This is a genomic window from Pseudomonas sp. M1, from assembly GCF_022760135.1.
GTDB lineage: Bacteria > Pseudomonadota > Gammaproteobacteria > Pseudomonadales > Pseudomonadaceae > Pseudomonas > Pseudomonas citronellolis.
This window is the reverse complement of record NZ_CP094343.1, coordinates 31,846-48,829: the sequence shown is the minus strand read 5'-3', so window position 1 is coordinate 48,829 and position 16,984 is coordinate 31,846. Positions and strand designations below refer to the sequence as shown.

The 16,984-nt window shown below is 68.1% G+C and carries 19 protein-coding genes; 10 read left to right on the top strand and 9 right to left on the bottom strand.

All coding sequences use genetic code 11. The features are described 5' to 3' along the window. Positions 1-2: 2 nt before the first annotated feature. Together PM1_RS00235 and pyrE are read right to left on the bottom strand one after the other, a co-directional pair. Positions 3-641: a hypothetical protein gene (locus tag PM1_RS00235; RefSeq protein ID WP_009614132.1), complete on the bottom strand. Its 639-nt coding sequence runs from the start codon at positions 639-641 to the stop codon at positions 3-5. Positions 642-660: 19 nt separating this feature from the next. Next, the gene (gene pyrE / locus PM1_RS00230; protein ID WP_009614134.1) at positions 661-1,302 is read right to left on the bottom strand and encodes an orotate phosphoribosyltransferase; all 642 of its coding nucleotides are present in this window, start codon (positions 1,300-1,302) and stop codon (positions 661-663) included. Positions 1,303-1,384: 82 nt separating this feature from the next. On the opposite strand from pyrE, the gene PM1_RS00225 reads away from it, so the two are divergent. Then, positions 1,385-2,164 carry an exodeoxyribonuclease III gene (locus tag PM1_RS00225; RefSeq protein WP_009614136.1) on the top strand — a complete coding sequence of 260 codons (780 nt, stop codon included), beginning with the start codon at positions 1,385-1,387 and terminating at the stop codon, positions 2,162-2,164. Positions 2,165-2,226: 62 nt separating this feature from the next. On the opposite strand, the gene PM1_RS00220 is transcribed toward PM1_RS00225, so the two are convergent. Continuing rightward, the gene (locus PM1_RS00220) at positions 2,227-2,589 is read right to left on the bottom strand and encodes a DUF4870 domain-containing protein (RefSeq protein WP_009614137.1); all 363 of its coding nucleotides are present in this window, start codon (positions 2,587-2,589) and stop codon (positions 2,227-2,229) included. A 16-nt stretch (positions 2,590-2,605) separates the two neighbouring features. Beyond that, positions 2,606-3,325: a ribonuclease PH gene (rph, locus tag PM1_RS00215; RefSeq protein WP_009614139.1), complete on the bottom strand. Its 720-nt coding sequence runs from the start codon at positions 3,323-3,325 to the stop codon at positions 2,606-2,608. Between the two features lie 164 nt (positions 3,326-3,489). On the opposite strand from rph, the gene PM1_RS00210 reads away from it, so the two are divergent. The 6 genes from PM1_RS00210 (at position 3,490) to PM1_RS00185 (ending at position 8,745) form a co-directional block, all read left to right on the top strand. After that, on the top strand, positions 3,490-4,353 hold the full coding sequence (locus PM1_RS00210) for a YicC/YloC family endoribonuclease (protein WP_009614141.1): 864 nt from the start codon (positions 3,490-3,492) through the stop codon (positions 4,351-4,353). Positions 4,354-4,394: 41 nt separating this feature from the next. Further along, complete coding sequence (gene gmk / locus PM1_RS00205) at positions 4,395-5,015, top strand: guanylate kinase (protein WP_009614143.1); 621 nt, start codon at positions 4,395-4,397, stop codon at positions 5,013-5,015. Positions 5,016-5,104: 89 nt separating this feature from the next. After that, positions 5,105-5,371 carry a DNA-directed RNA polymerase subunit omega gene (gene rpoZ / locus PM1_RS00200; protein ID WP_009614145.1) on the top strand — a complete coding sequence of 89 codons (267 nt, stop codon included), beginning with the start codon at positions 5,105-5,107 and terminating at the stop codon, positions 5,369-5,371. 54 nt (positions 5,372-5,425) lie between these two features. Beyond that, positions 5,426-7,537 carry a bifunctional GTP diphosphokinase/guanosine-3',5'-bis pyrophosphate 3'-pyrophosphohydrolase gene (gene spoT, locus PM1_RS00195; RefSeq protein ID WP_009614147.1) on the top strand — a complete coding sequence of 704 codons (2,112 nt, stop codon included), beginning with the start codon at positions 5,426-5,428 and terminating at the stop codon, positions 7,535-7,537. Between the two features lie 24 nt (positions 7,538-7,561). Then, the gene (locus tag PM1_RS00190; protein ID WP_009614149.1) at positions 7,562-7,942 is read left to right on the top strand and encodes a RidA family protein; all 381 of its coding nucleotides are present in this window, start codon (positions 7,562-7,564) and stop codon (positions 7,940-7,942) included. A 71-nt stretch (positions 7,943-8,013) separates the two neighbouring features. Then, positions 8,014-8,745, top strand: coding sequence for a hypothetical protein (locus PM1_RS00185; RefSeq protein WP_009614152.1), 732 nt, complete (start codon positions 8,014-8,016; stop codon positions 8,743-8,745). A gap of 28 nt (positions 8,746-8,773) precedes the next feature. Here the strand turns inward: PM1_RS00185 and PM1_RS00180 are convergent, their stop codons facing one another. From PM1_RS00180 to PM1_RS00170, 3 genes are all read right to left on the bottom strand, one after another. Further along, positions 8,774-9,397: a LysE family translocator gene (locus tag PM1_RS00180; RefSeq protein ID WP_009614154.1), complete on the bottom strand. Its 624-nt coding sequence runs from the start codon at positions 9,395-9,397 to the stop codon at positions 8,774-8,776. Positions 9,398-9,464: 67 nt separating this feature from the next. After that, on the bottom strand, positions 9,465-10,265 hold the full coding sequence (locus PM1_RS00175; RefSeq protein WP_009614155.1) for a helix-turn-helix transcriptional regulator: 801 nt from the start codon (positions 10,263-10,265) through the stop codon (positions 9,465-9,467). Position 10,266: 1 nt separating this feature from the next. Further along, on the bottom strand, positions 10,267-11,124 hold the full coding sequence (locus PM1_RS00170; RefSeq protein WP_009614157.1) for an NAD-dependent epimerase/dehydratase family protein: 858 nt from the start codon (positions 11,122-11,124) through the stop codon (positions 10,267-10,269). Positions 11,125-11,218: 94 nt separating this feature from the next. Here PM1_RS00170 and PM1_RS00165 point away from each other — a divergent pair, with 94 nt between their 5' ends. The 3 genes from PM1_RS00165 to PM1_RS00155 all read left to right on the top strand — a co-directional run bounded on the left by PM1_RS00165 (position 11,219) and on the right by PM1_RS00155 (position 15,717). Next, the gene (locus tag PM1_RS00165; RefSeq protein WP_009614159.1) at positions 11,219-12,151 is read left to right on the top strand and encodes a hydrogen peroxide-inducible genes activator; all 933 of its coding nucleotides are present in this window, start codon (positions 11,219-11,221) and stop codon (positions 12,149-12,151) included. Continuing rightward, positions 12,148-14,223 (top strand): ATP-dependent DNA helicase RecG, encoded by a 2,076-nt coding sequence (recG, locus tag PM1_RS00160; protein ID WP_009614161.1) that lies wholly within the window; start codon positions 12,148-12,150, stop codon positions 14,221-14,223. Before PM1_RS00165 ends, recG begins: the two co-directional genes overlap by 4 nt. A gap of 93 nt (positions 14,224-14,316) precedes the next feature. Next, positions 14,317-15,717 carry an aminoacyl-tRNA deacylase and HDOD domain-containing protein gene (locus tag PM1_RS00155; protein WP_009614164.1) on the top strand — a complete coding sequence of 467 codons (1,401 nt, stop codon included), beginning with the start codon at positions 14,317-14,319 and terminating at the stop codon, positions 15,715-15,717. Between the two features lie 386 nt (positions 15,718-16,103). On the opposite strand, the gene PM1_RS00150 is transcribed toward PM1_RS00155, so the two are convergent. Together PM1_RS00150 and PM1_RS00145 are read right to left on the bottom strand one after the other, a co-directional pair. After that, positions 16,104-16,514, bottom strand: a complete 411-nt coding sequence (locus PM1_RS00150; RefSeq protein WP_009614166.1) for a Superfamily II DNA and RNA helicase — start codon at positions 16,512-16,514, stop codon at positions 16,104-16,106. 136 nt (positions 16,515-16,650) lie between these two features. After that, positions 16,651-16,923, bottom strand: a complete 273-nt coding sequence (locus PM1_RS00145; protein WP_009614168.1) for an HU family DNA-binding protein — start codon at positions 16,921-16,923, stop codon at positions 16,651-16,653. Positions 16,924-16,984: the final 61 nt, after the last annotated feature.

Genomic DNA, 16,984 nt, shown 5'->3' with positions numbered 1-16,984 from the left:
GACTAGCGGGAGGCGCCGAGCAATTGCGCGAGGCGCGCGCGGTCCGCCTCGAAGGTGGCCTTGGCCTGGGCGCGCAGTTGCTGGTAGTGGGCGATGTCGCGCAGCAGGCGCTGCTCCTCGTCCTTCAGGTTGGCCAACTGCTCGACCAACTGCTGCGGCACCTGGCGCCCGGCGCGCTCGGCGTCGGCGGCCTGGGCCTGCAGGTTGCCCTGCTGCGTCTTCAGCGACTGCAGGTTGCCCCGCGCCACGCTGCTCAGGCCATCCAGCTCGGACAGCTTGCGCTCGCGGGCGCGGTCGACGTCCTCGACGCTGGTATACAGGCGCAGCAGCTGGGCATCGGAACTGGCCTGGGCGGCAGCGGCCTTGCGCTGCTGGATTTCCTCCGCGGTCGGCGCCGGCGGCACCACGCGGATCACCCGCCCCTGCTCGTTGAGCACCTCGTAGCCCTTGCCGATGTACTGCGACGGCACGCCCAGGCGATCGATGACGGTCACACCCTTGTCGTTGACGTAGCGGTACATCTCGACGGCGCCGCCGGACGAGGGATTGCCGGCGGCATTCGCCGCCAGCGCCGGCCCGGCCAGCCCGAAGACCAGCAACCCCATCAATGCACCACGGCGTAAAGCACCCTGCTTGGCCATGCCGGACACCCTGTTCTGGTTAGATTCCGTACTGCGCGCGATAGGCCTCGACCGCCGGCAGGTGACGCTTGAGCTCGGCGTCGCCGGCCAGGTATTCGAGGACCTGCTCCAGGGACACGATGCTGACCACCGGCATGCCGAAGTCGCGCTCCACTTCCTGGATCGCCGACAGCTCGCCGCGGCCTCGCTCCTGGCGGTTCAGCGCGATCAGCGTGCCGGCGGCCCTGGCGCCCTGGGCCTCGATGATCTGCATGACCTCGCGGATCGCGGTGCCAGCGGTGATCACGTCGTCGACGATCAGCACCCGGCCGGCCAGCGGCGCGCCCACCAGGGTGCCGCCTTCGCCGTGGTCCTTGGCTTCCTTGCGGTTGAAGCACCAGGGCAGGTCGCGCCCGTGCTGCTCGGCCAGCGCCACCGCTGTAGCGGCCGCCAGCGGGATTCCTTTATAGGCCGGGCCGAACAGGACATCGAAATCGATGCCGCTGTCCACGACCGCGGCGGCGTAGAAGCGCCCCAGCTTGGCCAACGCCAGGCCACTGTTGAACAGGCCGGCATTGAAGAAGTAGGGGCTGGTGCGCCCGGACTTGAGCGTGAATTCGCCGAAGCGCAGTACGCCGCGCTCGATGGCGAAACGGATGAAATCGCGTTGATATGCCTGCATGGGAATAGAACCGGCCGGTATGAATTTAGCTAAACCGTTTGAGCTCGGGTATCATACACACACGTGATTTTGGGGGCCATTTATGCGGATCATCAGTGTGAACGTGAATGGTATTCAGGCTGCAGCCGAGCGGGGATTGCTCAGCTGGTTGCAAGCCCAGAATGCCGACGTGATCTGCTTGCAGGATACCCGCGCCTCCGCTTTCGATCTGGACGACCCGTCCTACCAGCTGGACGGCTACTTCCTGTACGCCTGCGACGCCGAAGTGCCCAGCCAGGGTGGCGTCGCAATCTATAGTCGTCTGCAACCCAAGGCCGTCATAAGCGGGCTGGGTTTCGAGATGGCCGATCGTTACGGGCGCTACCTGCAAGCCGATTTCGATAAGGTGAGTATTGCCAGCATTCTTCTGCCGAGCGGGCAGGAGGGTGACGAGAACCTGAACCAGAAGTTCAAGTTCATGGAAGACTTCGCCGCCTACCTGAACAAGCAGCGCCGCAAGCGCCGCGAGTACATCTATTGTGGGTCGCTGTACCTGGCCCACAACAAGCTGGACGTGAAGAACTGGCGCGAATGCCAGCAGATGCCCGGCTTCCTCGCGCCCGAGCGCGGCTGGATGGACGAGGTGTTCGGCAACATGGGCTACGTCGATGCCCTGCGCGAGGTCAACCGCGAAGGCGACCAGTACAGCTGGTGGCCGGACAGCGAGCAGGCCGAGATGCTGAACCTGGGCTGGCGCTTCGACTACCAGATCCTCACCCCGGGTCTGCGCCGCTTCGTGCGCAGCGCCAAGCTGCCGCGGCAGCCGCGCTTCTCGCGCCACGCGCCGCTGATCATCGACTACGACTGGACGCTCAGTATTTGAGAGCTGGAAGCTAGAAGCCTGAAGCTGGAAGCAAAAGCCGCCACGCTTCCAGCTTCTAGCAGCTACTTCAACGGCCGCCAGGTGAACGGATAGCGGTAGTCGCGGCCCTCGTTGGCCTTGACCCCGGCGATCACGGTCAGCACCAGGGCGCCGGCGCAGACCAGCGCCAGCAGCAGGAAGCCGATCACCAGCAGGCAGAGGAAGAAGCTGACCAGCATCGCCAGGCTGACGGTGATCTGGAAGTTCAGCGCTTCCTTGCCCTGGCTGTCGACGAAGGGATCGGACTCGCGCTTGATCTGCCAGACGATCAGCGGCCCCAGCAGGTTGCCGAAGGGAAAGACCAGCCCGAGGAAGGAGGAGAAGTGGCAGAACATCGCCCACTGCCGGGCTTCCTGGCTCGGCCGCGCTTGCAGTTCGTCGTTCATCCCCGCCCCTCCCGCGTCAGTCGGCCAGCGCGGCGCGCTGCAGTTCGAAGATTTCCTGCATGCCCTGCTGCGCCAGTTCCAGCATGGCGTTCAGCTCGGCGGGCTTGAACGGCTCGCCCTCGGCGGTGCCCTGCACCTCGATGAAGCCGCCGGCGTCGGTCATCACCACGTTCAGGTCGGTCTCGGCGGCGGAATCCTCCAGGTAGTCCAGGTCGAGCACCGGCACGCCCTGGTAGATGCCCACGGAGACCGCGGCGACCATCTGCTTGAGCGGGTTGCCCTTGAGCGCGCCGCGCTTCTTCAGCACCGCCAGGGCGTCGATCAGCGCCACGGTGGCGCCGGTGATGGACGCGGTGCGGGTGCCGCCGTCTGCCTGGATCACGTCGCAGTCGATGTACAGGGTGTTCTCGCCCAGCTTGGTCAGGTCCAGCGCGGCGCGCAGCGAACGGCCGATCAGGCGCTGGATCTCCAGGGTGCGGCCGCCCTGCTTGCCGCGGCTGGCCTCGCGGGCATTCCGCTCGCCGGTGGAGCGCGGCAGCATGCCGTACTCGGCGGTCAGCCAGCCCTGCCCCTGGCCCTTGAGGAAGCGCGGCACGCCGCTCTCGGCGCTCACGGTGCAGATCACCTTGGTGTCGCCGAACTCCACCAGAACCGAACCCTCGGCATGCTTGGTGTAGTGGCGGGTGATGCGGATCGGGCGCAACTGGTCGGCGGCGCGGCCACTGGGACGGTTCATCGAGACTTCCTATGCGAGATTGAATCGGATACTGGCCGCCATTATAGAGGCCCCGGCAGCCAGGCAACCACCGCCGGCGTGCGGCGGCCGGCCCCGCTGGGGTACAATTGCCGGTTCACGATGACATTTCATCGCTTTCAGCCGAATCACAGCGAGGTAGCCCCATGGTTCACAGCATGACCGCCTTCGCCCGCGTCGAACGGGCCGGGACCAATGGGACCCTGAGCTGGGAACTGCGCTCGGTGAACCACCGCTACCTGGAACCGAACCTGCGCCTGCCGGAAACCTTCCGCGACCTCGAAGGGCCGGTGCGCGAGGCGCTGCGCCAGGGCCTGTCGCGCGGCAAGGTGGAATGCACCCTGCGCTTCAACGAGGACACCGCCGGCAAGCCGCTGCAGGTCGACCGCGAGCGCGCCGCGCAACTGGTGGCCGCCGCCGAGGGCGTGGCCGCGCTGATCAGGCAGCCGGCGCCGATCGATCCGCTGGCCGTGCTGGCCTGGCCGGGCGTGCTGGTGGGCGACGCCGCCGACCCGCAGGCGCTCAACGCCGAGGCCATGACCGCCTTCAACCAGGCGCTGGACGAGCTCAAGGCCGGCCGCGCCCGCGAAGGCGCGGAGCTGGCGCGGATCATCGACGAGCGCCTGGGCGCCATGCAGGAAGAAGTGGCCAACCTGCGCGAGCTGGTGCCGCAGATGCTCGGCAACCAGCGGCAGAAGATCCTCGACCGCTTCGCCGAACTGAAGCTGGAAGCCGACCCGCAGCGCCTGGAGCAGGAAATGGTCCTGCTGGCGCAGAAGAGCGACGTCGCCGAGGAGCTCGACCGCCTGAGCACCCACGTCGCCGAGGTGCGCCGCGTGCTCAAGGCCGGTGGCGCCGCCGGCCGCCGCCTGGATTTCCTCATGCAGGAACTCAACCGCGAGGCCAACACCCTCGGCTCCAAGGCCTTCGACCCGCGCTCGACCCAGGCCGCGGTGAACCTCAAGGTGCTCATCGAACAGATGCGCGAGCAGGTCCAGAATATCGAGTGAGCCGCGCGCTCGCTTTCCACCCATAGCCCCAGGATTCAGTCATGTCCGGCACCCTCTACATCGTTTCCGCGCCTTCCGGCGCCGGCAAGACCAGCCTGGTGAAGTCGCTGCTCGAGGCGATGCCCAGCGTGCGCGTCTCGGTCTCCCACACCACTCGCGGCATGCGCCCGGGCGAGGTGGACGGGGTGAACTACCACTTCGTCGGCCGCGACACCTTCACCGCCATGCTCGAACGCGACGAATTCCTCGAGCACGCCGAAGTCTTCGGCAACCTCTACGGCACCTCGCAGCGCTGGGTGGAAAAGACCCTCGCCGAAGGCCTCGACCTGATCCTCGAGATCGACTGGCAGGGCGCCCAGCAGGTGCGCCGGCTGATGCCCCACGCGCAGTCGATCTTCATCCTGCCGCCGAGCCAGCACGCCCTGCGCCAGCGCCTGACCAACCGCGGCCAGGACAGCGACGAGGTGATCGAGCGGCGCATGCGCGAGGCGGTCAACGAAATGAGTCACTACGTCGAATACGATCATCTGGTGATCAACGACGATTTCGCCCATGCTCTGGAAGACCTCAAGTCGATCTTCCGTGCCCGCCAGCTGCGCCAGGACGCCCAGCAGAAGCGCCACGAGCGGTTGCTCGAGGAGCTGTTGCAGCCGTCGGCATAACAAACGGCCCTTCCATAAAGATTGGCGATTTTTTAGACTATTCAGTCCGCCCGGAAACCCGGGCTCCATTTTCCGCAACGAGGAACACCATGGCCCGCGTCACCGTCGAAGACTGCCTGGACAACGTCGATAACCGTTTCGAGCTGGTCATGCTCGCCACCAAGCGCGCGCGCCAGCTGGCCACCGGCGGCAAGGAGCCGAAGGTAGCCTGGGAAAACGACAAGCCCACCGTGGTCGCCCTGCGCGAGATCGCTTCCGGCCTGGTCGATGCTGAAGTCGTTCAGCAGGAGGACGTGGTTGAAGAAGAACCGCTGTTCGCCGCCTTCGAAGACGAGGCCAACAACGAGGCCCTGTAATTCGATGACCGGCCGACGACCACAGGCGCCGTCCACTCGGCAGGGGGTGATGCCTTGCCGAGCATAGACGCCTTCGCCGACCGGCTCTCGAGCTATCTCGGTCCGGACCAGGTCAACCTGGTCCGCCGTGCCTACTACTACGCCGAGCAGGCCCACGACGGGCAGCGCCGCCGCAGCGGCGAGGCCTACGTCACCCATCCGCTCGCCGTCGCCAACATCCTCGCCGACATGCACATGGACCATCAGAGCCTGATGGCGGCCATGCTGCACGACGTGATCGAGGACACCGGCATCGCCAAGGAAGCGCTCACCGCGCAGTTCGGCGAAACCGTCTCGGAACTGGTGGACGGGGTCAGCAAGCTGACCCAGATGAACTTCGAGTCCAAAGCCGAGGCCCAGGCCGAGAACTTCCAGAAGATGGCCATGGCCATGGCCCGCGACATCCGCGTGATCCTGGTCAAGCTGGCCGACCGCCTGCACAACATGCGCACCCTGGAAGTGCTGTCCGGCGAGAAGCGCCGGCGCATCGCCAAGGAAACCCTGGAAATCTACGCACCCATCGCCAACCGCCTGGGCATGCACAGCATGCGCGTGGAATTCGAGGACCTGGGCTTCAAGGCCATGCACCCGATGCGCTCCGAGCGCATCCGCCAGGCGGTGAAGAAGGCCCGCGGCAACCGCCGCGAGATCGTCGGCAAGATCCAGGAATCGCTGGTCAACTGCCTCGCCCGCGAGGGCATGGAAGGCCAGGTGCTGGGCCGCGAGAAGCACCTGTTCAGCATCTACAAGAAGATGCGCGGCAAGCGCAAGGCGTTCAACGAGATCATGGACGTCTACGCCTTCCGCATCATCGTCGACAAGGTCGACACCTGCTACCGCGTGCTCGGCGCCGTGCACAACCTGTACAAGCCGTTCCCCGGTCGCTTCAAGGACTATATCGCGATTCCCAAGGCCAACGGCTACCAGTCGCTGCACACCACCCTGTTCGGCATGCACGGCGTGCCCATCGAGATCCAGATCCGCACCCGCGAGATGGAAGAGATGGCCAACCACGGCATCGCCGCGCACTGGCTGTACAAGTCCAACGAGGATGAGGTGCAAAAAGGCACCCACGCCCGCGCCCGCCAGTGGGTCAAGGGCATCCTCGAACTGCAGCAGCGCGCCGGCAACTCGCTGGAATTCATCGAGAACGTGAAGATCGACCTGTTCCCGGACGAGGTCTACATCTTCACGCCCAAGGGCCGCATCATGGAGCTGCCCAAGGGCTCCACGGCGGTGGACTTCGCCTACGCGGTGCACACCGACGTGGGCAACAGCTGCATCGCCTGCCGCATCAACCGCCGCCTGGCGCCGCTGTCCGAACCGCTGCAGAGCGGCCAGACGGTGGAAATCGTCACCGCGCCGGGCACCCGGCCGAACCCGGCCTGGCTCAACTTCGTGGTCACCGGCAAGGCGCGCACGCACATCCGCCACGCGCTCAAGCAGCAGCGCCGCTCCGAGTCCATCAGCCTTGGCGAGCGCCTGCTGAACAAGACCCTCGCCGGCTTCGACAGCCACCTGGAGAAGATCCCCACCGAACGCATCCAGGGCGTGCTCAACGAGTACCGCATGGAAGTCTTCGAGGACCTGCTGGAAGAAATCGGCCTGGGCAACCGCATGGCCTACGTGGTCGCCCGCCGCCTGCTCTCCAGCGAAGGCGACGCCGCCGCCACCAACGCCGAGGGGCCGCTGGCGATCCGCGGCACCGAGGGCCTGGTGCTGAGCTACGCCAAGTGCTGCACGCCGATCCCCGGCGACCCCATCGTCGGCCACCTGTCGGCCGGCAAGGGCATGGTGGTGCACCTGGAAAGCTGCAGGAACATCAGCGAAATCCGCAACAACCCGGAAAAATGCATCCAGCTCAGCTGGGCCAAGGATGTCACCGGCGAGTTCAACGTCGAGCTGCGCGTCGAGCTGGAACACCAGCGCGGCCTGATCGCCCTGCTTGCGACCAGCGTCAACGCCGCCGACGGCAACATCGAGAAGATCAGCATGGACGAGCGCGACGGTCGCGTCAGCGTGGTCCAATTGGTGGTCAGCGTGCACGACCGCGTGCACCTGGCCCGCGTCATCAAGAAGCTGCGCGCGCTCAAGGGGGTGGTCCGGATCACCCGCGTGCGCAGCTGATCCCACCCCTCGCAAGGAGTCGACATGACCAAGACCGTTATCCACACCGACAAGGCCCCCGCGGCCATCGGCACCTACTCCCAGGCGATCAAGGCCGGCAACACCGTCTACGTCTCCGGGCAGATCCCGCTGAACCCGCAGACCATGGAACTGGTCGAGGGCTTCGAGGAGCAGGTCGTCCAGGTGTTCGAGAACCTCAAGGCGGTGATCGAGGCTTCCGGCGGCTACCTGCACGACGTGGCCAAGCTGAACATCTTCCTCACCGACCTGTCGCACTTCGCCAAGGTCAACGAGATCATGGGCCGCTACTTCACCCAGCCCTACCCGGCGCGCGCCGCCATCGGCGTGGCCGCCCTGCCCAAGGGCGCCCAGGTCGAGATGGACGCCATCGTCGTCCTGGAGTAATCCTCCACTCCCGAACGGGGCCCTCGCGGCCCCGTTCGTTTTTCCCCTGTTCGTCCGCAAGGAGCACCCGCATGCGTCGCGCCCTCGTCCTGAGCGCCCTGCTTGGCCTGCTGACCGGCTGCGCCGGCACCCCCGATCCGTCCGGCACCTGGATCAACCAGGCCGCCATCGACGCCGCCAGCAAGAGCGGCAAGCTGCGCGAGGCGCTGCTGGCCTACGGGCCCAACCTGGAATGGCGGCTCGACACCAAGAGCCAGCAAGCGACCTACAGCAACGGCTTCGAACAGGGCGAAGGCCAGCTGAGCCAGGACCCGGCGGACAAGAAGCACTGGCAGGTGGCCTTCTATGGCAGCAAGCAGGAAGAGCTGGCGGTGGACGGCAAGCAGCTGGTGCAGGTGGGCAGCGAGAACTGGCCGGAGCAGCGCTTCGCCCGCGCCGAACAGCAGGGCCCGGCGCCCATCGGCGCCAGCTTCCAGCGAGCCCTGTACGGCAGCTTCCTCAAGGGCACCTGGGTGATCCAGGAAGGCCCGGGCCAGGGCAGCAAGGTGACCTTCCAGGCCGACGGCCGCGTGGAGGGCATGCCCAGCGCCGACCGCTACGCCCTGTGCCTGGCCGGCGACTGCGCGGCCATGAGCGGCGACAGCGACAGCATCTGGCTGCAACAGGGCCGCCAGGGTCGCGAATACCTGTTCCAGCGCGAGGACGACAAGCTGGAACTCTTCGAAGCGGTGAACCGCGCCCAAGCCGACGAGATGCCCGAATACGCCCCGGGCAAGCGCGTCTGGCTGCTGGAACGCGACTGAACCGCCGGCGCCGCCCCGCGCGGCGCCTTCAGCGCACGCCCAGCCAGAGCAACCAGCCGCCCAGCGCCAGCAGCAGGGCGCCACAGGTGCGGTCCAGCGTGCGCACCCGGCGCTGCAGCCAGCCGCGCCAGCGCCGCCGATCCAGCAGGCGCACCAGGGCCAGGTCCCAGAACAGCACCACCGCGCCCATCCACAGCACGCAGGCGCCGAGCGCCCAGCCCGGCAGGTGGAAGGGCCCCAGCACGCCGAACAGCCCGGTGTAGAAGATCGGCAGCTTGGGGTTCAGGCTGCTGGCCAGGAAGCCTTCGCGCAGGCCGTGGAAGAAACCTCCCGCACACTGCCCGGCGCTTTCCCCGGGAATCTCCAGTTCGCGCCGCGCCAGCACGGCCTGGGAGCCCAGCCAGACGAAGTAGGCCCCGCCCAGCAGCTGCACCACCCGCAGGCCGTGGTTCGCCAGGTCGGGCAGTTGGCCGAGGACCAGCAGCACCAGCCCCATGCTCGCCAGGTTGGCCAGGGCGATGCCGCTGGCGCAGCCGTCGGCATGGCGGCGACCGCGCAGCAAGGCGGCGCGGATCAGCAGGAAGAAGTCCGGCCCCGGCGACAGCAGGGCGGCGAAATGAGTGCTGGCGACCAGCGCGAAGGCGGCGAACATGGCGTTCTCCCGGAAGTGGCGGGAGGCCAGTCTGGCCAGGCGGCGTGGCGGCGGTCTTGTAGGAAACTCAGGTGCGCGTGGCACTGCGGAAGCGCCCCGGGGTGACGCCGGTGAAGCGGCGGAAGGTGCCGGAGAAATGCGCCTGGTCGCAGAAGCCCAGCTCCAACGCCGCCTCGATGGGCGTGGCGCCCTCCACCAGCAGGCGTTTGGCCTCGCGCACCCGGCGCTGCAGCAGGTAGGTGTGCGGCGGCACGCCGTAGGCGCGGCGGAAGCTCTCGATCAGGTGACGCGGGTGGCGCTGCACCAGGGCGGCCAGTTGCTCCAGGCTCACCGCCTCGCGGTAATGGCTTTCCAGGTAGTCGCGCAGCCGCGCGGTGACGCCGCCGTCGCGGCTCGCCGAAGCCGCCGGGCGCATGCCGCCGTGGCGCACGAAGACCAGCTCCAGCAGCGCCAGCAGCTCGCTTTCCAGGCCCAACGCGTCGTTGCGCTCGAATTCGCCGGCCACCCGCGCCAGGGCTTGCGCGACCAAGCCATCGTCGCCCGGGTTCAATTCCTGGAAGCCGCGCGGCAACTGCTTGCGGCCCAGCAGCGGTAGCAACCGCGACTCCTCGATGTAGAGCATGCGGTAGACCAGCCGCTCGCTCTCGGCGTTGCCGGTGTGAGGCTCCTCCGGATTCATCAGCGACAAGGTGCCGGCCGGCAGCACGTGGCGCGCGCCCCGGCACTGGTAGCCGCCGGCGCCGTGGAGGATGGCGCCGATGGCGAAGGCGTCGTGGCTATGGCGGCCGAACGGCTGGCCGGAGAAGTCCGCATGGAACAGCTCCACCCCGGGCAGCCAGGGGCGCGCCAGCAGCCGGTTGGCGTCCACCTCAGTCCTCGCGCCCGGCGAGGATGGCGGCGTAGCCCTCGCGGTAGCTGGGGTAGCGCGGCACCCAGCCCAGCGCCCTGGCGCGGGCGTTGCTGCAGCGCTTGCTGCCGGTGCGGCGCACGCTCTGCTCGTCCGCCCAGTGGCTGACACCCATGAGCCCGCGCAGGTAATCCACCACCTCGGCCAGCGGCGCGGGCGCATCGTCCACGCCGATATAGCAGTCTTCCAGCGGCTTGCCCTCGGCATCGGCGCGCAGCAGGCAGGCCAGCAGCCCGGCGGCGTCCTCGGCGTGGATGCGGTTGGCGTACAGCGGCGGCTCGACGGCCACCCGGTAGCCTTCGCGCACCTGCTTGAGCAGCCACTCGCGGCCGGGGCCGTAGATGCCGGTCAGGCGCACCACGGTAGCGGGGATGCCACTGTCCAGCGCCACGCGCTCGGCGTCGAGCATGATCCGCCCGGAATACTGCCGGGCCTCGGCAGGCGAGGTCTCGTCGATCCACTCGCCGTCCGCCTGGGCGTAGACGCCGCTACTGGAGACGAACAGCACACGCCGGGGCCGCTGCCCGCGCTGCTGCAGCCAGCCCAGGCAGTGGCGCAGGCCCTCGACGTAGGCGGCGCGGTAGCCGGCCTCGTCGTGCTGGGTCGCGGCGGCGGCGTAAACCACATAGTCCAGTTCGCCTTCGGGCCAGGCCGGCGGGCACTCGGCGCAGCCCAGGTCGCCGGCCACCGGCAGGATGCCCGCGGGCAGTGCGGCGGCATCGCGGCGCAGCCCGTACACGCGCCAACCCTCGGCGGCCAACTGGCGGCCGAGGCGGCTGCCGACGTCGCCGCAACCGGCGATCAGAACATTCGCAGGCATCTTCGCCTCCTAAAGACAGGGCCCCGGAGTTTAGCGCGGTTGGTTCGCAACCGCGCAGCCGCTATGCTTGGCCCAACTCAACGGATTAGTCGCCATGACCCTCACCGAACTGCGCTACATCGTCACGCTCGCCCAGGAGCAGCATTTCGGCCGCGCCGCCGAGCGCTGCCACGTCAGCCAGCCGACCCTGTCGGTCGGCGTGAAGAAGCTGGAGGACGAGCTCGGCGTGCTGATCTTCGAGCGCAGCAAGAGCGCGGTGCGCCTGACCCCGGTGGGCGAAGGCATCGTGGCCCAGGCGCAGAAGGTGCTGGAGCAGGCCCAGGGCATCCGCGAGCTGGCCCAGGCCGGCAAGAACCAGCTGACCTCGCCGCTGAAGGTCGGCGCCATCTACACCATCGGCCCCTACCTGTTCCCGCACCTGATCCCGCAGCTGCACCGGGTGGCGCCGCAGATGCCGCTGTACATCGAAGAGAACTTCACCCACATCCTGCGCGACAAGCTGCGCACCGGCGAGCTGGACGCGATCATCATCGCCCTGCCGTTCCAGGAGGCCGACGTCCTCACCCTGCCGCTGTTCGACGAGCCCTTCTACGTGCTGATGCCGGCCGACCACCCCTGGACCGCCCGGCAGACCATCGACGCCGAGATGCTCAACGACAAGAGCCTGCTGCTGCTCGGCGAGGGCCACTGCTTCCGCGACCAGGTGCTGGAAGCCTGCCCGACCACCCGCCGGGGCGAGGAGAACCGCCACACCACCGTGGAATCCAGCTCGCTGGAGACCATCCGCCACATGGTCGCCTCCGGCCTGGGCGTGTCGGTGCTGCCGTTCTCGGCGGTGGACAGCCACCACTACGCTCCCGGGGTGATCGAGATCCGCCCGTTCACCCCGCCGGCGCCGCTGCGCACCGTGGCCATCGCCTGGCGCGCCAGCTTCCCGCGGCCGCGCGCCATCGAGGTGCTGGCCGATTCCATCCGCCTGTGCTCGGTGGCCCGGCCGACCGCCAAGGGCGACGCCCAACCGGCATGACCGAGCTGGCCAACGTCCCGGTCACGGCGCTCAAGGGCGTCGGCGCCGCGCTGGAGGAAAAGCTGGCGCGGGTGGGTCTGGAAAATCTCCAGGACATCCTCTTCCACCTGCCGCTGCGCTACCAGGACCGCACCCGCGTCACCCCCATAGGCGCGCTGCGCCCGGGCCAGGACGCGGTGGTCGAGGGCGTGGTGTCCGGCGCCGACGTGGTCATGGGCAAGCGCCGCAGCCTGCTGGTGCGCCTGCAGGACGGCAGCGGCACCCTGAGCCTGCGCTTCTACCACTTCAGCCAGGCGCAGAAGGAAGGCCTCAAGCGCGGCACCCACCTGCGCTGCTACGGCGAGGCCCGCCCCGGCGCCTCGGGCCTGGAGATCTACCACCCCGAGTACCGCGCGCTGAACGACGCCGCGCCGGCTCCGGTGGAGCAGACCCTCACGCCCATCTACCCGACCACCGAAGGCCTCACCCAGCAGCGCCTGCGCACCCTCAGCCAGCAGGCCCTGGCGCGCCTGGGGCCGAACAGCCTGCCGGACTGGCTGCCCGAGGAGCTGGCCCGTGACTACCGCCTGGCGCCCCTCGACGAAGCCATCCGTTACCTGCACCGGCCGCCGCCGGACGCCAACCTCGAAGAACTCGCCGAGGGTCGCCACTGGGCCCAGCACCGCCTGGCCTTCGAGGAACTGCTGACGCACCAGCTGTCGCTGCAGCGCCTGCGCGAAAGCCTGCGCGCCCAGCACGCGCCCGAGCTGCCGCCGGCGAAGAAACTGCCGCAGCGCTTCCTGGCCACCCTCGGCTTCGCCCCCACCGGCGCGCAGCAGCGCGTGGGCGCGGAGATCGCCTACGACCTGGCGCAGCCCGAACCCATGCTGCGCCTGGTGCAGGGCGACGTCGGCGCCGGCAAGACAGTGGTCGCCGCCCTGGCCGCGCTGCAGGCCCTGGAGGCCGGCTACCAGGTGGCGCTGATGGCGCCCACGGAAATCCTCGCCGAACAGCACTACCTCAACTTCAGCAAGTGGATGCAGCCGCTGGGCATCGAGGTCGCCTGGCTGGCCGGCAAGCTCAAGGGCAAGGCGCGCGCCGCCGCGCTGGAGCAGATCGCCGCCGGCGTGCCCATGGTGGTCGGCACCCACGCGCTGTTCCAAGACGAGGTGAAGTTCAAGCGCCTGGCCCTGGTGATCATCGACGAGCAGCACCGCTTCGGCGTGCAGCAGCGCCTGGCCCTGCGCCAGAAGGGCGTCGACGGCCGGCTCTGCCCGCACCAGCTGATCATGACCGCCACGCCCATCCCGCGGACCCTGGCGATGAGCGCCTACGCCGACCTGGACACCTCGATCCTCGACGAGCTGCCGCCCGGGCGCACGCCGGTGAACACCGTGCTGGTCGCCGACAGCCGCCGCATCGAAGTGATCGAGCGCGTCCGCGCCGCCTGCCGCGAAGGCCGCCAGGCCTACTGGGTGTGCACGCTGATCGAAGAATCCGAAGAACTCACCTGCCAGGCCGCCGAGACCACCTACGAGGAGCTCGCCTCGGCCCTGGGCGAGCTGCGCGTGGGCCTGATCCACGGGCGCATGAAGCCGGCGGAAAAGGCCACGGTGATGGAGGCCTTCAAGGAAGGCTTGCTGCAACTGCTGGTGGCGACCACGGTGATCGAGGTCGGCGTGGACGTGCCCAACGCCAGCCTGATGATCATCGAGAACCCCGAGCGCCTCGGCCTGGCCCAGCTGCACCAGTTGCGCGGGCGCGTCGGCCGCGGCAGCGCGGCGAGCCACTGCGTGCTGCTCTACCACCCGCCGCTGTCGCAGATCGGCCGCGAGCGCCTGGCGATCATGCGCGAAACCTGCGACGGCTTCGTCATCGCCGAGCGCGACCTGGAGCTGCGCGGCCCCGGCGAGATGCTCGGGACGCGGCAGACCGGTCTGCTACAGTTCAAGGTCGCAGACCTGATGCGCGACGCCGACCTGCTGCCGGCGGTGCGCGACGCCGCCCAGGCCCTGCTGGCGCGCTGGCCGCAGCACGTCGGCCCGCTGCTGGAGCGTTGGCTCCGACATGGCCAGCAATACGGTCAAGTGTGACCTGCTTCAACTTCACCGGTCGGATGACTGGCCAGTCACGAATAGCCGCTGGGTATACTCCCGGCTGCAGTTGCTAACCGGATCACAAAGCCCATGAGCGAAGCCGCACTCGCCGAAGCCCTCCCCGCCCCATCGGTCATCCTCCAGCTGCTCGGCCGCCTCGGCGTGCCCTGCCGCGAACTGCCCGACGACGACCAGCTGCCCAGCGCCCGCCGCGTGCAGGCGAGCCTGCTGGAAGACTCGGTGGGCACCCTGCTGGTGCTCTTCCCGCAGAACCAGCTGCTGGACCTCAACCGCCTGACCGAGCTGACCGGGCGCAAGCTGCTGGCGATCAAGCCGGAGCGCCTGGAGCGCATGCTCGGCAAGCACCAGCTCAGCCGCCTGCCGGCGCTGCCGCCGCTGACCAGCTCGCCCTGCCTGTACGACGAGCGCCTGCTGCAGGAGCCGCAGCTGCTGATCGAATCCGGCAACCCCGGCACCCTGCTGGAGATCGCCACCGGCGACTTCCGCCAGGTGCTGGAGAAGGCCAGCGCGGCGCGCTTCGGCGTGCCCCTGGAGCAGATCCGGCCGAACCTCGACCGCCCCAACGACGATCGCGCCGAGATCACCCAGGCGGTGCAGGCCTTCACCGCGCGGCGCATCCAGCAGCGCCTGGAAGAGACCATAGAGATCCCGCCGCTGCCCAAGACCGCGCAGAAGATCATCAAGCTGCGGGTGGACCCCAACGCCACCGTGGACGACATCACCGGCGTGGTCGAGACCGACCCGGCGCTGGCCGCCCAGGTGGTCAGCTGGGCCGCCTCGCCCTACTACGCCGCGCCCGGCAAGATCCGCTCGGTGGAAGACGCCATCGTCCGCGTGCTGGGCTTCGACCTGGTGATCAACCTGGCCCTCGGCCTGGCCCTGGGCAAGACCCTGAGCCTGCCCAAGGACCAGCCGCAGCACGCCACGCCCTACTGGCAGCAGGCGATCTACACCGCCGCGGTGATCGAGGGCCTGACCCGCGCAGTGCCCCGCGCCGAGCGCCCGGAGGCCGGCCTGACCTACCTCGGCGGGCTGCTGCACAGCATCGGCTACCTGGTCCTGGCGCACATCTTCCCGCCGCACTTCTCGCTGATCTGCCGCCACCTGGAGGTCAACCCGCACGTGCCGCACAACCTCGTCGAGCAGCACCTGCTGGGTATCACCCGCGAGCAGATCGGCGCCTGGCTGATGCGCGCCTGGGACATGCCCGAGGAGATCTACACCGCGCTGCGCTTCCAGCACGACCCGGACTACGCCGGCCCCAACGCCGCCTACGCCAACCTGGTCTGCCTGGCCACCCGCCTGCTGCGCCAGAACGGCATCGGCAGCGGCCCGCAGCAGGGCGTGCCGCAAGCCCTGCTCGACCGCCTGGACATCCCCCGGGAAAGGGCCGAGGACGCGGTGCGCAAGGTACTGGACGCCGAAGCCGTGCTACGCGAGCTGGCTTCGCAGATGAACAGCCCGCACTGATCTGGCTGCGGACAGACCTGTAGAAGCGCGCCCTCCGGCAAACACAAGACCCGTAGGATGGCGTTGAGCGAAGCGATACCCATCGCCACGACCGCATGGGTTTCGCCAAGGCTCAACCCATCCTACGAAAAGCGCCTTGGCGTAGCCGGCAAGACAGTTGCTCCTACAGGGGAATGCCGCGGGTGGCGCAGCGTAGGAGCGGATCTCATCCGCGAATCGTGCCGATATGTCCGGCTATCGCGGACAAGGTCCGCTCCTACAGGGGGAATGCCGTGCATCCCAGCGAACTGTAAGCGGGCCCTGCCCGCGATTTCGCGCGCAGGGCGCGCTCCTACATGAGGAATGCCGTGCCCCGCGGTGAACGGTAGGAGCGGACAAGGGCAGCCTCAGGCCGCTTCCTTCTCCACCGCCTTGGCCGCGGCCTTCGCCTTCTTCTTCGGCTTGAGGTACTTCACCAGGCCCTGGAACCAGATCACCAGCGCCGGGTTGCCCTGGATCTGGATGTCCTTGCTCTGGATGCCCTGCATGAAGGCCAGTTGCGGGTTCTTCGAGGTGAGGGTGGCGAAGCCGTAGGCGCTGTCGCGGAAGCCGATGGCGAAGGCCGGCTGCGGGTGCACGCCGCGGCGGGCGCTGACGCGTTGGTCGCGGACGATGTAGTGGCGGGCGACCTTGCCGTCCAGGCTGTGCAGCTGGAACACCAGGTCCTTGCCCTCGAGCTGCTGGCGGAAGGCCGGGTTGTCGCGCGAGGACTTGGCCATCATACGGCCGAGGAACCACAACAGAAGACGGAATTTCATGCACAGACCTCGGCGTTCGAGACAAATGACTGCGCATTGTAGCGATTAGCCGAAAGGACTACATCCGTACTTTCGAAGGGAAATGTAACGGCGGGAGTAGCCCGGAGCCGCTCTGGCTCCGGGGCTGGGAACAGCCTTAGTTGACGGCGTCCTTCAGGGCCTTGCCCGGCTTGAAGGCAACGGTGTTGCTGGCCTTGATCTTCACCGGCTGGCCGGTCTGCGGGTTCTTGCCGGTGCGGGCGCCGCGGTGGCGCTGGATGAAGGTGCCAAAACCAACGAGGGTGACGCTGTCTTTGCGGTTCAGCGCGCCGGTGATCTCATCCAGCAGCGCGTTCAGCACCTTGTTGGCTTGTTCTTTGGTGAGGTCGGCCTTCTCGGCGATCGCGGCGGCGAGTTCTGGTTTACGCATAGATGCCTCTTTGACGGTTTGTTGTTTTTGTGTCCGTGCTGTCTTCCCAACAGCGCCTAAG